Raw genomic sequence first — 14019 nt, 5'->3', positions numbered from 1 at the left:
GCCCCGAACCGGAAGGGCCCGGTGACGGAGAGAGGAGCTCTCGGGGCGGCGGGCCTTGTCCGGCACGATGAGCGGAGGGACGCCGGCGGCGGGCCTTATCCACCACGATGAGCGTGCCGGTGCCGGTGCCGGTGCCGGTGCCGGTGCCACGCGAGGACCGCGCCTGCCGCTCGACGGGACCGTCGGCGCGTCGCCCTCGAGCCGTCGGCTGGGGACCGTCGCCGCGCTCCGCGGGCATCCCACCGGAGCCTCGGGTGTCGGGCTCGGATGTCACCGGCCACGACTGCACCACCACCGGGGTGTCAGGGTGTGACGGTCTCGTCGGCCGTGCCGGCGTCGGTCTCGGGTCGACGACGGCAGGACATCTCCTCCTCCCCCGGTGTCCCGCTGTGACGGTGTCGTCGCCGGTGTGGGTGGCCGTGTCGGGGCGAGGAGGACCTCGACCCTTCCTCCTGCCCCGGCGTCCCACCAGGACCGCGCGGACCGAGGCCCTCGCCCGGCCGCGCTCATGGGTGACACGTCAGGCGCGGACGGACGTTCCGGGCTGCGGCGACAGTCCGGCCGACTCGGCGCGCTGACGCCGAGGGCGACACACGGTCGGCGGACGCGGCCCGCGGACCACCTTCCGGATGGAGCGCGCCCCCTCCGAGCCGCGACGGGTGCCCGCTGCCCTGCGGGTTCGGACAGAGGACTCGATGCCCCGCAACGCCGTCAGCGTGCGTCGGCGCGACCGACGGCGTACCTCGGCTCGTCGGAGGGGCCATGGCGTGACGACGGCGATGAGGGGACGCGCGCGGGGCGTCGTCGGCCGGCGGACATCAACGACGATTGACTGATGGGGGATGGCGGACGATGTTTCACGTGAAACACGCTCACTGCCGTTTGATCCGCTCGGCATGGCGGCGCCCGGAGGGAGTGCGGTCCGAGTCGAGGCCCCCGATCGTCATCGCCAGGGGCGAGGGGGAGCATGGCTCGTCGGGGTGCAGCGACGTCGAGAAGTCGTGCGGGCATGCGGGGCGACCGGGGTGCAGCGTGACCTGACCGCAGTTGCACAGACGTCAGCGCCACCCCGAACTCGGGGATGAGGTCCGCCCGCAGGCGTCCTCCCGGGACACGGGGCGTGGTGGCGTGCGCAGGAGGGGAGAGGGCGTCTGGACCACGTACCAGATCTCGGACCCACGTGGCGTCCCGATGACAGGCTGCTGCTGAAAGAGACACCCTGGCCGGCGCCCCGCCTGCTGCTGCGGCCTCGCTCGGGCCTCAGTCGGGAGCGGCGACGTCGAACCACGCTGTCGCAGCACGTGAACAGACGATGGGTCTGACGCCGATCAGTACCGGGGAACGTCGGACCGTGGTGCGCCGGTGAGTGACGAGGGGAGGAGCCCGACGCGGAGTTCGAGTCATGATCGTTTCACGTGAAACACCGCAGAGTTGGGCTCGTCAACCGAAAGAGCGCGCCGGAGGATCCACTGCTCGGGGCCGCCTGTGTGGGGCGGCAACGGTCGGGCGGTGTGGACGCGGGGACGGTCTGACCACAGAGCCGGAAACCGCGAGCACGACCCGCGAGCCGTGGCCAGGAGACGCCTGAGAAGACGAGTAGCGCGGCTGTCCACAGACCGCGATCGGGCTTTGGCGTGTCGACCCCTCCTGGGGTTGGATGGGCCCCGGTTCTCGAGGAGGTTGTAGGTGGCGACAGCGAACGGCGGCGCAGGGGCGCAGTCCGTGGCTCCGGGTCTGGGGTTTCCCAGGTCTCCCGGAGCGACCGATCCGAATTTGGGCTGGCCGACCCCCGTTTCACGTGAAACACCGATGTCCGCTCGCACCCCAACCCCCGTTTCACGTGAAACAGAGCCGGCCGAGGGCACCCCGGGGGGCGAGCCCGTCCCGCGAGCTGCCGCACCGGAGGACGGCTCTGCGCGGATGGACGACGCTGCCGCCACGCGCGACGACGGTGCGACCGCTCATCCCGAGGACGGCATGACGTCGGACCCCCAGCCGACCCCCGTTCCGGCGGCGTCCGGCCCGTCCCACGCGTCCGACGCGTCCCCGAACGACCCGGTGGTGGACGGCCGTCCCGGTCGTCTCGCCGACGTGGCCGCCGAGGTCGCCGCCACGCTCGAAGCCACCGCCACGGTCACCGACGACACTGAGGAGCGCGCCGCCATCGCCGCATCGATCCCCGGAGCCGACGCCCACACGCCCCTCGCGCAAGCCGTGGCCGCGGACGCCCGCAAGCGCATCACGCTCAGCGGCAGGACCATCCCTCGTCCCGCGCGTACGCGGATCCTCACGGTCGCGAACCAGAAGGGCGGAGTCGGCAAGACGACGACGACGGTCAACATCGCAGCGGCGCTCGCGCAGGCCGGGAGCACCGTGCTCGTCGTCGACCTCGACCCGCAGGGCAACGCCAGCACGGCACTCGGCGTCGACCACCACGCCGAGGTGCCGAGCATCTACGACGTGCTCGTCGACGGGGACCCGCTGGACGGGGTCGTCCGGCCCTGCCCCGACATCCCGCGCCTGCTGTGCGCTCCGGCGACCATCGACCTGGCCGGCGCCGAGATCGAGCTCGTCTCGTTGGTGGCGCGCGAGACGCGCCTCCAGAAGGCCGTCTCCGCGTACGTCGAGCGGCGCACCGCGGCCGGGGACCCCCTCGACTACGTGCTCGTCGACTGTCCGCCCAGTCTCGGGCTGCTCACCGTCAACGCGTTCGTCGCGGCGACCGAGGTCTTCATCCCGATCCAGTGCGAGTACTACGCCCTCGAGGGCCTGTCGCAGCTGCTCAAGAACATCGAGCTGATCCGCAGCCACCTCAACCCCGCGCTCCACGTCTCGACCATCCTGCTGACGATGTTCGACGCCCGGACGCGCCTGTCCGCCCAGGTCGCCGAGGAGGTGCGCACGCACTTCTCGGCGCAGACCCTCAAGGCCACGGTGCCGCGCTCGGTGCGCATCTCCGAGGCCCCGAGCCACGGGCAGACCGTCATCACCTACGACCCGAACAGCAGCGGTGCGCTGTCCTACCTCGAGGCGGCCGTCGAGCTCGCCGAGCGGGGCGTCGCGGCCACCACGGAGGAGTCCGCATGAGCGAGAAGCGGCGTGCCCTGGGGCGCGGCCTCGGCGCCCTCATCCCCAGCCAGCCGGCGACGGACCGCCCGGTCGACGTCTTCTTCCGGGACCGCGACGCGGCGACCTCGCCGACCGACCCGGCGAACGTCCCCGCCGGTCCTGGTCCGGCCACCGACCCGTCGGCGGGGGAGAACGGCGACCGCGGTGACACCCAGACGACCACCGTGGGTGAGACGACGACGGACGGCCCGGTGCTGCAGCCGGTCCCGGGGGCGGAGTTCGCCGAGCTGCCGCTCGATGCCATCCGGCCCAACCCGCGCCAGCCGCGGGAGGTCTTCGACGAGGACGCGCTCGCCGAGCTCGTCCACTCGATCAGGGAGATCGGTGTCCTCCAGCCGGTCGTCGTCCGGCCGGCCCCCCACGTCGACGAGACCGGGCAGGTGCGCTTCGAGCTCATCATGGGCGAGCGGCGCTGGCGTGCGTCCCGGGAGGCGGGCAAGGAGACGATCCCGGCGATCGTCCGGATCACCGAGGAGGACGCGCTGCTGCGCGACGCCCTCCTGGAGAACCTGCACCGCAGTCAGCTCAACCCGCTGGAGGAGGCCGCCGCCTACCAGCAGCTCCTCGACGACTTCGGCTGCACCCAGGAGGAGCTCGCCGGGCGCATCGGCCGGTCGCGTCCCCAGATCTCCAACACCCTGCGGCTCCTGCGGCTGCCGCCGGCCGTCGCCCGACGGGTGGCCGCCGGCGTCCTCAGCGCCGGTCACGCCCGGGCACTGCTGGGGCTCGACGACGGCGCCGACCAGGAGCGGCTCGCGCAGCGCATCGTGGCCGAGGGGCTCTCGGTGCGTAGCGTCGAGGAGATCGTGGCCCTCGGCGACGACGAGACCCCTGCGGCCACCCGCCGCTCCAGGCCGCGCCCCGGTGGCCGGCGTCCCCAGCTCGACGACCTGGCCGCCGACCTCTCGGACCGCCTCGAGACGCGGGTCCGGATCGCGCTGGGTCAGCGCAAGGGCCGGCTCACGGTGGAGTTCGCGTCCGTCGAGGACCTCAACCGCATCCTCGACGTCATGCGCCTGCGTGACGGTGACTGAGGACTGAGGAGCGCCCACCGGCACGATCCCGGTCCCGTGAGAGCGACTGTGTCGCAACGGAACTGACATCCGTCCACGGCGTCAGGCACCGGGCCACGCCCGTCGAACACCCTGTCGGCGACGCAGCGGGCCCGGACCGTCACCGGTCCGGGCCCGCTGCACGCCAGGACCCGAGTCCCCGTCGTCAGCGGGGCCGGTCCGGCAGGTGATGTCTCAGCCGAGGAACGGCTCCAGCTCGCGCAGGAGAACCGGCTTGGGCTTGGCGCCGATGATGGTCTTGACGATCTCGCCACCCTGGTAGACGTGCATCGTCGGGATGCTCGTGATGCCGAGCCGCCCGGTGACCTGGGGGTTCTCGTCGGTGTTCAGCTTGACGACCGAGACCTTGTCCCCGTGGTCACGCGCGATCTCCTCGAGCACCGGGGCGACCGCACGGCACGGCCCGCACCAGGGCGCCCAGAAGTCGACGAGCACGGGCTTGTCGCTCTGGATGACGTCGGCGTCGAAGGTGTCGTCGGAGGTCGTGCTCACATCAGCCATGGCAGGTGTCCTTTCGATGGCCCGGGACGGGCGCGGTGCGGGGTCGGGAGGGGTGGACGGGGGGGGCGGACCACCGGAAGTGGCGCGGGGGCCGGGGACGGCGCTCGGACCAGCATGACTGCCCGGTCCGACAGCGCGTCGTGGTGCGGGGCGTGGGGTCAGTGGGCCAGGAAGCGCTCCGCGTCGAGAGCGGCGGCGCAGCCCGAGCCGGCCGCGGTGATGGCCTGCCGGTAGGTGTGGTCGACGAGGTCTCCGCAGGCGAAGACGCCGTCGACGTTGGTCTTCGAGGTCCGGCCGTCGACGAGGACGTACCCCTCGGCGTCGAGGTCGACGACGCCCTTGACCAGCTCGTTGCGCGGGTCGTGGCCGATCGCGATGAAGAGACCGCTGACGTCGATGTCGCGGGTGTCACCGGTCACGGTGTCGCGCAGCGTGATCCCCGAGACCTTGCCGTCGCCGTGGATGGCGTCGACGGCGCTGTTCCAGGCGAACCGGATCTTCTCGTTCGCGGTGGCGCGCTCGGCCATGATCTTGCTGGCCCGCAGCTCGTCACGCCGGACGACGACGGTCACCGAGCGCGCGAACTTCGTGAGGAACGTGGCCTCCTCCATCGCGGAGTCGCCACCACCGACGACGGCGATGTCCTGGTCGCGGAAGAAGAACCCGTCGCAGGTAGCGCACCACGACACCCCGTGCCCGGACAGCCGCTTCTCGTCGGGCAGCCCGAGCTCGCGGTAGGCCGAGCCCATCGCGAGGATGACGGCCCGGCCGTGGTACTCGTTGCCCGCCGAGTCGCGGACGAGCTTGACGTCGCCCTCGAGCTCGACGTGCTCGACGTCGTCGGTGACGATCTCGGCGCCGAACCGCTCGGCCTGCGCGCGCATGTTCTCCATGAGGTCCGGGCCCATGATGCCGTCCCGGAAACCGGGGAAGTTCTCGACCTCGGTGGTGTTCATCAGGGCGCCGCCGGCGGTGACCGCACCCTCGATGACGAGGGGCTCGAGGTTGGCGCGCGCGGCGTACACGGCCGCGGTCCAGCCCGCGGGGCCGGAGCCGACGATGATGACGTTGCGAACGTCGGAGGTCACGAGAACACATCCTGTGGGGGTCGAGGCGGCGGCGGACCGCTACATACGGTGCTGTCGGAACCGATCCTAGGCCCGCGTTGTTCCCGCCCGTCGTCGCCCCGCCGACCTCCACGGCGCTCTCCCGGCGCTGCCGCGGACCCGGTGCGGTCAGACGGTGTCAGGGCACCCGCACCGGTCCGGCGAGCACCTGCGGGGCCCCCGGTCGGCAGCCGCGGGCGACGGCCCAGGCGGTCCGGGCGCCGTCCGAGGAGGTCGCGACGACCACCGCGGCCCGGGTGTCGTCGACGAGGGCCAGCTGCACGGCGACCCCGGCGTCGGCCGGGACCCCGAGAGCGGTGGCACACGCACGCGCCGCTGCCGGGTCGGCGACGCGGGCCTTGCGCGCCGCGGCGTCGGTCGTCGGAGCCGGAGCACCGGACGGCTCGGGGCCGGCGGCGGCGACGCCGTCGGGCAGCACGACGGGCAGGGCGGCCGCGTGGTCGCCCAGCTGCGCCGCGGTCAGCGACCCGCCGTCCGCGTAGACCTCGACGCCGAGGGAGGCGTCGGCCGCCAGCACCTGCGGGGAGGCGGGCCCCGCACCCCCGGCGTCCGAGGTGGCGCCGCCGGCCGCGGACTCGTCGGACGCGGAGCCGCCGTCCGTCCCCGCGATGCCGAGCGCCGCCTGCAGACCGCCCGGCCGGGTCGTCTCGACGACCAGCCCGGCCGCGCCGAGGACGCCGACGACGGCGGCCGCGGCGGCCAGGGCCCGCAGGCCCGAGCGGCGGCGCAGCGGGAGCACGGTCCCCGGGGTGGGGTCGGACGAGGAGCGTCCCCGTCCCGGCGCCCCGGGCGACGCCGCGGCGGCACCCACGCCCGACGGGCCGGGCGCGGCCATCCCGACCCGGGACCCGTCGTCGTCGGCCCGGAGCTCGGGCGGGCAGTCCGGGGCCGCCCAGCCGTCGCGCACGCGCACCTCGTCGGCCAGGGCCGCGGAGATGCGCTCGACGAGGTCGGCCGGCATGGGTGCGGGGTCGGGCAGGCTCCCGAGCAGGGCACGCATCCCGGTGGGATCGTGCTCGATCGGGTCGCGGTCGTCGTGGGGGTGGTTCACGCGCTGCTCCGACGGGGGCCGTGGACGGGTCGGACGAGGGGGGAGGGGAGGGGGGCGGACGGATGGTGGTCACGCGGACGCGGCGGGGCCACGCCGCGGGACCGGGGGTGGGACGTCACGACGCCTCCTGGGGTTCCGTGGCGTCGTCGGCCTCCGCTGTGGACGGTCTCAGGATCGCCGCAAGGGCCTCCCGACCCCGGAAGCAGCGCGACTTCACCGTGCCCTGGGCGACCCCGAGCACCTCGGCGGCCTCGGCGACGGACATGCCCTGCATGTCGACGAGGACGAGCGCCGACCGCTGCGCCTCCGGGATCCGCGCGAGCGCCGCGCGCACGACGATGGCCGTCTCCGTGGCGGCGTGGTGGTCGTGCCGGTCCGGGAGGTCGATGTCCGCGACGTCGCCCGCGCGCCGGACGCTGACGTTCTTCTCGCGCCGTAGCCGGTCCAGACAGGCGTTGACGACGATCCGGTGCAGCCAGGTGGTCACCGCTGCGTCGCCGCGGTAGCTGTCGGCCCGCCGGAAGGCGGACACGAACGCCTCCTGGACGGCGTCGGCGGCGAGCTCGGGGCGCCCGCAGGTGCGCACGGCCACGGCGTACATGCGGTCGCGGTGCCGCCGGAACAGCTCGCCGAACGCCTCCCCGCCGTCGCCGGCGACGTGCCGGGCGAGCAGCGCGGCGTCGTCGAGCTCGGTGACGGACGCCCCGGGGTCCGGCGGTCGGCGCGAGCCCTCCCCGCCCGCGGCCGAGCCGTGGTCCTGCGTCGGCACTTCGCCCTCCTGGTCAGCCGGAGACGACGACCTCGTCGAGCCAGGCCCGCCGCTTCCCGTTGTCGTCGACGTGCAGCCCGGTGTACCACACGATGATGTACTGCCCGGACACCTTCTTCGGGACGTCGAACGTCAGCTCGCCGTCGGCGTCCTTCTCCTCGCCGATCTTCTTCGCGCCGTCCAGCTCGGGGTTCTTGCCGACGTAGACCTCGAAGTCGCACGGCGCGGGGATGTCGAGCTCGACCTCCTGCGGCTTCTTGTTCGGCCCGAGGTCGACGATGAGGCCCACCCCTTCCTTGAGCCCGCCGAAGTCGTCGGTGAGGTAGGTCTCGGAGAACCAGCCGGTCGAGGTGTCGCCGTCGTAGGTCTTCGGGGTGAGGTAGTCGTTCTCCGACTGGTCGCCGAGCGGGTCGTAGGCGGAGACCTTGAGGATGGCCAGCGGCTCGGGGCTCGCGGCGGACTCCTCGGACCCGCTCTCGCTGCCGGAGGGCGACGCCGACGCCCCCGAGGCGCCCGGGGTCGCGCCCGCGCTCGGGGACGCGGAGGGCCCGAGGCCGCCGTCGAGACCGAGGTTGGTCCGCGAGCCGATCTGCTTGATGCCGACGATGCCGATGACGAGGGCGAAGACGAGGAAGGCGACGACGATCCCGAGGGCGAGCTTGGACTCGTCCCGGCTCAGCGGCTCGGCGGGCACCATGGACGCCGGCGCGTCGTCGTCGAACTCGCTGGGTGCCGGACGCTCGGTGTCCGGGCTCAGCTCCGAGACCTTGTCGACGGCGCGGCGGGCGAGCCCGCTGACCCGGGTGCTCACGGCCCCGAGGGTCCCGCCGCCGGCGAAGGCCTCGCGCGCCGCGAGGCCGCGGTCGCGGTCGCCGTCGTGACCCGCGGGAACCAGCGCCCCACCACGACCCACGTCCCCGTCGGGCCGGACGGGGTGCTCGTCGTCCGGACCGTGGCCGCGGTCGCCGGGGTCGGACCGGTCGTCCCAGCCCCCACCCCAGCCGGACCGGTCCCAGCCACCGTCCCAGTCGGCGTCGTCGTCCTGGCGGTCGCGCGAGACCGGCTCGCGCCACGGCGAGCCGCCGTCCGCGTCGTCCTCGCCGTACTCGTCCTCGTCGAGGTCGTCGTCCCGCTCGGCGGACCTGGCCTCGGTGCGGGCCGCGAACCAGGCCGAGGCCCGGGACGCGGCGCGGCCGGCGGCGGCCCCCGCGCCGGCGGCGGCCCCGGCGATGCTCGCGCCCAGCGCACTGGCCGACGACCCGGGGGCGGCCGCGCCGGCGGACCCGGCGCCGGCCGTGGCCCCGGCGACGACCTCCGCCGCGGCGGTGCGCCCGGCGTTCTGCTCCTCGTCGTCCGTGCCGGAGCGGTCCGTGAACGGGTCGTCACCGGCGGCGAGCCACTCGGGCGCCGGGGGGCGCTGAGGACCCGGGTCGGGGGTGGCCGCGGGCTCGGCGTCGCCGTCGTCGAGCGCGTCCAGGGCCGGGAGGGCGGCCGTCGCGTCGGCGGCGCCGCGCGGGGGCATGAAGTCCGCGGGGCGGCGCGGGTTCTCGGGCTCGGCGGGAGCCGCCGCCACCGACGGGCCACCGGGCGGCTCGGACCCGTCGGCCCGGTCCGGGGTGTCGGCCGGCGGTGCACCCGGAGCGGTCGGCGGCGTCGACGACCGGGCACTCGCCCCGGCGGCTCCGGCGGCTCCGGCGACCGCGGCGCCCCCGGCCGCCCCAGCAGCGGCACCGGCGCCGGCACCGCCGGCACCGGGACGTCGGGCGGGCGCGGTGGCGCCGCGCGGGGCGGTGGCCTGCGAGCGGGCGGGGACACCCGGACCGACGGGGTGGACGATCGTGTCGGCCACCGGAGCCTCGGGGGTGATGGCGGGCACGACGGGTCGGCCGACGACCTGCCGGGAGGGCCAGGGCGCGACCTGCCGGGCGTAGTCGCCGGGCGTCGTCGGACCCTGGTCGTCGTTGAGGGTGAGCCGGCAGATGGCGTCGATGTCGCGCGGGACGCCGGCGGCGATCTCGGACGGCGACGCGACGCCGCCCGGCACCCGCGGCGCGGGCGCGAGCCCGGCGCCCCCGGCGCCGAGCGGCCACAGTCCGGTGAACCCGGCGTAGGCGAGGGCGACGACGCCCACGGCGTCGCGCCGCGCGGCCTCGTCGGGGTGCAGGCCGTCCTCGCCGGCCCGCACGCCGGCGGTCTCGAGGCCGCGGACCCGGATCTCGCCGTCGGTGGTGCGCAGGACGTCGTCGGGGGTGAGGTCGAGGTGGTGCATGCCGCGCTGGCGGGCCGACTCCAGGGCGGAGGCGACCTCGCCGGTGATGCGGCGCACCTCGTCGCCGGGGATGCCGCCCTCGGTGACGAGCCGGCCCAGGCTGCGGGCGTCGTCGAGCAGCTCCTCGACGACGAACGCGACGTCCTCGTCCTGCCCGACGTCGAGGATGCGGACGAGCACGGCGTGCGAGACCGACGCGGCGCGGCGGGCGGCGTCGACGAAGGCGGCGGCGCGGTGGTCGTCGGCGGCGGTGACGAGCACCGACACCTGGCGGCCGAGCGTCGTGTCGTCGGCGGTCCAGCGTTCGGTGCCGCGGTCCTGCGCCACGCGCTGCTGGACCGAGTAGCGCCCCCCGAGGACGGTGCCGGGTCCCACACCCTTCACCGCGGCTCCCTTCGCTCGTCCGTCACGGCTGCCCCACCCTTCACGCGGCGAGGTCGGCCCATCCTAGGGCGTTCACCTGGACGGCGACCCTCCCCGCACGCGCCGGAGCACGGGCGCGAGCAGCTGCCGGACCTCCTCGACCCCGAGGACGTGCGCGGCGGCCCAGGTGCCCGCCAGCTGGAGCACGCCGAGGACCCCGAGGACCACCGCCCCCTCCAGCAGCGCGCTCGGCCCGCGCTGGGCCCCGGTGCCGGGGAGCACGAGGTGCAGCAGCAGGGCCAGGACCGCGGCGACGACGGCGGCGGGGACGGCGAGCCGGACGTAGGTCAGCCCGATGGCCCGCAGCCCGAGCGGCCCGTGCTGCCGGCGCAGGACGACGAACCCGACGACCGACCCCACGAGGTAGGCGAAGGCCTGGCCGGCACCGACGACCACGGCGCTGAGCCCGGGCCGGATGAAGGCCGCGGCGAACGCGATGGTGGCCGCCGTGGCCGTGACGACGCACTGGATCCGGAAGGTGAGGTAGGTCTGGGTCTGCGCGTAGAGGACCCGGTCGTTGAGGAAGCCCCAGCCCATCGGGATGACGAGCCAGACGATGCCCGAGAGCACGAGCGCCAGCTGCGCGGTCTGGGTGAGGGTGAGGCTGAAGAACAGCGTGCTCGCGACGAGCGGGGCGAAGGCGAAGAGGAAGGCGACGCCCGGCACGAGCAGGACGGACGGCATGAGCATCCCCTGCTGGTGGTAGCGCCGGACGGCGGCGTGGTCGCCGACGGCGGCGGCCTCGGACAGGCGCGTGTAGAGGGCGGTGATGAGCGAGACCGTGACCAGACCGTGCGGCAGGTAGACGATGAACTGGGCGTTGGTCAGCGTCGTGAGGGTCGGGACGCTCTCGCCCTGGCGGACCCCGGCCGCGCCGGCGCGGGTCAGCACCTGGCTCGTGACGACGAAGCCCAGCTGCTGGACGGCGATCGAGCCGATGGTCCACTTCGCGATCGAGCCCATCTCGCCGAACCCGTGCCCGCGCACCCCCCAGAGCCAGCGATAGCGGAAGCCCATCCGGCGCAGCGCCGGCAGCAGCCCGAGCATCTGGACGACGATCGAGAGGGTCGCGGTCCCGGCGAGGACGGCGATCATCGTGCCGGTCCAGGCCCCCGGCGGGGCGGCGAGCGGCGCGTCGAGGGCGCGGAACCACAGCAGGCCGAGGACGGCGACGACGTTGGCGAGCGCCGGCGCCCAGGTGAAGGCCGCGAAGCGTCCGGCGGCGGTGAGCACCTGCCCGAGCACCGTGTACATGCCGTAGAAGAAGAGCTGCGGCATGCAGACGACCGCGAAGACGACGGCCAGGCGGACGGCCTGCGGGTCCTCGGGGCCGTAGAAGATCCGGACGACGAGCGGGGCCAGCGCGGTGAGCAGCACCGTGGCGACGCCGAAGAAGACGATGGACACGGTGACGACCCGGTTGACGAACTCCTCGCCGTCCGGCCGGCGCCGGGCCCGGACGATCTGCGGGACGAGCACGGCCTGCACCGCGCCGCCGGCGAGGAGCAGGTAGAACTGGTTGGGCAGCTGGTTGGCCGCGGTGAAGGCATCGGCGGTGAGGCCGGACAGGCCGATGACCGAGGCGAGCAGCGAGGTGCGGGCCAGGCCGGCGACACGGCTGAAGAGCGTCCCTCCCGCCATGACCAGCCCGGAGCGTCCGATGCTCTGGGCCGGCGCGCTCACCCCGCGTCCCCGGCGAGGCGCTGCCAGGCGAGCCGGGCGATCCGCCGCTCGTTGGGGAAGGTGAGGTGCCGGTGCGCGTCCTGCAGCGGCAGCCAGGCGACGTCGATGGCCTCGTGGTCGGGGTCGTTCTCGATGGTGAGGACGCCGCCGGTGGCTTCGAGCAGGTAGTGGTGGACGTACTTGTGGATCCGCCGGTCGCCCGCGGCGAACCAGTAGTCGATCGTCCCGAGCTCGATGAGCACCTTGCCCTCGATGCCGGTCTCCTCCGCGACCTCGCGGACGGCGGTCTCGGGCAGTGACTCCTCGCCCTCGATGTGGCCCTTGGGGAGGCACCACTCGACCCGTCCGGCCCGGTTGCGGCGGGCGATGACGGCGATCCGGGCCCGCCCTTCGTGCACGTCCACGACCACCCCGCCGGCGCTGCGCTCCTCGACCGCCGGGAGCCGCCGCGCGGGGACCCCGGTCGGGTCGGCGGCGGCGTGACTCATCCCGTCACTGTAACGAGTGGGGTCCCCGGGACACCGGTGCCGCGGCGGGGGTCGGCCGGTCGGGGGCACCCGTCGCTGCACCTACGCTTGTCCCTCGTGTCCACTCGCCCGCCGCCCGCCGCGCTGCTCCGTCAGGCGGTCGCCCAGCTCGCGCCCGTGCTCCCGGTGCTCACCGACCTGGGGGAGCGGTTCGCGGCGCAGGGGCACGAGCTCGCACTCGTCGGCGGGCCGGTCCGCGACGCCTTCCTCGGCCGGCCGGCCAGCGACCTCGACCTCGCGACGTCGGCCCGTCCGGACGACACCGAGCGCATCCTCGCCGACTGGGGCAGCGCCACCTGGGACATGGGCCGGGCCTTCGGCACCATCGGGGCGCGCCGCGGCGAGCACGTCGTCGAGGTGACGACCTACCGGGCCGACGAGTACGACGGCGTCACCCGCAAGCCGGTCGTCGCGTTCGGCGACAGCCTCGAGGACGACCTCGTCCGTCGCGACTTCGCGTGCAACGCCATGGCCGTCCGGCTGCCCGAGATCGCCTTCGTCGACCCGCACGGCGGGCTCGCCGACCTCGAGGCCGCCGTGCTGCGCACCCCGACCGCGCCCGAGGTGTCCTTCGGCGACGACCCGCTGCGGATGATGCGCGCCGCCCGCTTCGTCGCCCAGCTCGGCTTCGTCCCCGACCCCGCCGTCCTCGCGGCCATGGGCGAGCTCGCGGGCACCATCGAGCGGGTCAGCGCCGAGCGGGTCCGCGACGAGCTCTCCAAGCTGCTCACCGCCGCGCACCCGCGCGCCGGGCTCGAGCTGCTCGTGGCGTCCGGGATCGCGCAGCTCGTCCTGCCGGAGCTGCCCGCCCTCCGACTCGAGGTCGACGAGCACCACCGCCACAAGGACGTCTACGACCACTCGATGATCGTCCTCGAGCAGGCCATGGACCTCGAGGGTCCGTCGGACGGCCCGCCGGAGTCGGTGCCCGGGCCGGACCTCGTCCTGCGTCTCGCCGCGCTGCTCCACGACATCGGCAAGCCGGCGACGCGCCGCTTCGAGTCCGGCGGCGGGGTGTCCTTCCACCACCACGAGGTCGTCGGCGCCAAGCTCGTCGCCAAGCGGCTCAAGGCGCTGCGGTTCGACAAGGACACGACGAGGAAGGTGGCGCGCCTCGTCGAGCTGCACCTGCGCTTCCACGGGTACGGCGACGGCCAGTGGACGGACTCCGCGGTGCGCCGCTACGTGGTCGACGCCGGCGACCTGCTGCCCCGGCTCCACCGGCTGACCCGTGCCGACTGCACGACCCGCAACGTCAAGAAGGCCCGCCGGCTGGCCGCCGCGTACGACGACCTCGAGGTGCGGATCGAGCGGCTGCAGGCGGAGGAGGAGTTCAAGGCGCTGCGCCCCGAGCTCGACGGCAACGAGATCGCGCAGGTGCTCGGCATCAGCCCCGGTCCCGTGCTCGGCCGGGCCTACAAGCACCTCCTGCAGGTGCGCACCGACGACGGTCCGGTCGGCAAGGAC

General features: G+C 74.5%; 10 protein-coding genes. 3 read left to right on the top strand and 7 right to left on the bottom strand.

Annotation, left to right across the window (positions count from 1 at the left end; translation table 11 throughout):
* The first annotated feature begins 2061 nt into the window (after positions 1–2061).
* On the top strand, positions 2062–3087 hold the full coding sequence (locus tag EPD83_RS18435; RefSeq protein ID WP_407676039.1) for a ParA family protein: 1026 nt from the start codon (positions 2062–2064) through the stop codon (positions 3085–3087).
* Positions 3084–4163 (top strand): ParB/RepB/Spo0J family partition protein, encoded by a 1080-nt coding sequence (locus EPD83_RS18430; RefSeq protein ID WP_165566979.1) that lies wholly within the window; start codon positions 3084–3086, stop codon positions 4161–4163. The genes EPD83_RS18435 and EPD83_RS18430 overlap by 4 nt, the downstream gene beginning before the upstream one ends.
* A gap of 213 nt (positions 4164–4376) precedes the next feature.
* Here the strand turns inward: EPD83_RS18430 and trxA are convergent, their stop codons facing one another.
* The 7 genes from trxA to EPD83_RS18395 all read right to left on the bottom strand — a co-directional run bounded on the left by trxA (position 4377) and on the right by EPD83_RS18395 (position 12513).
* Positions 4377–4703, bottom strand: coding sequence for a thioredoxin (gene trxA / locus EPD83_RS18425; protein WP_165566978.1), 327 nt, complete (start codon positions 4701–4703; stop codon positions 4377–4379).
* Positions 4704–4861: 158 nt separating this feature from the next.
* The gene (trxB, locus tag EPD83_RS18420) at positions 4862–5791 is read right to left on the bottom strand and encodes a thioredoxin-disulfide reductase (protein WP_165566977.1); all 930 of its coding nucleotides are present in this window, start codon (positions 5789–5791) and stop codon (positions 4862–4864) included.
* 157 nt (positions 5792–5948) lie between these two features.
* Positions 5949–6881: a hypothetical protein gene (locus EPD83_RS18415; RefSeq protein WP_128368478.1), complete on the bottom strand. Its 933-nt coding sequence runs from the start codon at positions 6879–6881 to the stop codon at positions 5949–5951.
* A gap of 115 nt (positions 6882–6996) precedes the next feature.
* Positions 6997–7554: an RNA polymerase sigma factor SigM gene (gene sigM, locus EPD83_RS18410; protein ID WP_235950715.1), complete on the bottom strand. Its 558-nt coding sequence runs from the start codon at positions 7552–7554 to the stop codon at positions 6997–6999.
* A gap of 109 nt (positions 7555–7663) precedes the next feature.
* The gene (locus tag EPD83_RS18405) at positions 7664–10303 is read right to left on the bottom strand and encodes a protein kinase family protein (protein WP_164896573.1); all 2640 of its coding nucleotides are present in this window, start codon (positions 10301–10303) and stop codon (positions 7664–7666) included.
* A gap of 72 nt (positions 10304–10375) precedes the next feature.
* Positions 10376–12025 (bottom strand): murein biosynthesis integral membrane protein MurJ, encoded by a 1650-nt coding sequence (murJ, locus tag EPD83_RS18400; protein WP_165566976.1) that lies wholly within the window; start codon positions 12023–12025, stop codon positions 10376–10378.
* On the bottom strand, positions 12022–12513 hold the full coding sequence (locus EPD83_RS18395) for an NUDIX hydrolase (protein WP_128368242.1): 492 nt from the start codon (positions 12511–12513) through the stop codon (positions 12022–12024). Before EPD83_RS18395 ends, murJ begins: the two co-directional genes overlap by 4 nt.
* 96 nt (positions 12514–12609) lie before the next feature.
* Here EPD83_RS18395 and EPD83_RS18390 point away from each other — a divergent pair.
* Positions 12610–14019: CCA tRNA nucleotidyltransferase (locus EPD83_RS18390; RefSeq protein ID WP_322095805.1), on the top strand; the 1410-nt coding region annotated here is incomplete at its 3' end.

This window comes from Phycicoccus flavus, from assembly GCF_004025965.2.
In the GTDB taxonomy this organism is placed as follows: domain Bacteria; phylum Actinomycetota; class Actinomycetes; order Actinomycetales; family Dermatophilaceae; genus Phycicoccus; species Phycicoccus flavus.
The sequence above is the reverse complement of the archived record's forward strand: the minus strand, read 5'-3'. Positions and strand labels throughout refer to the sequence as shown.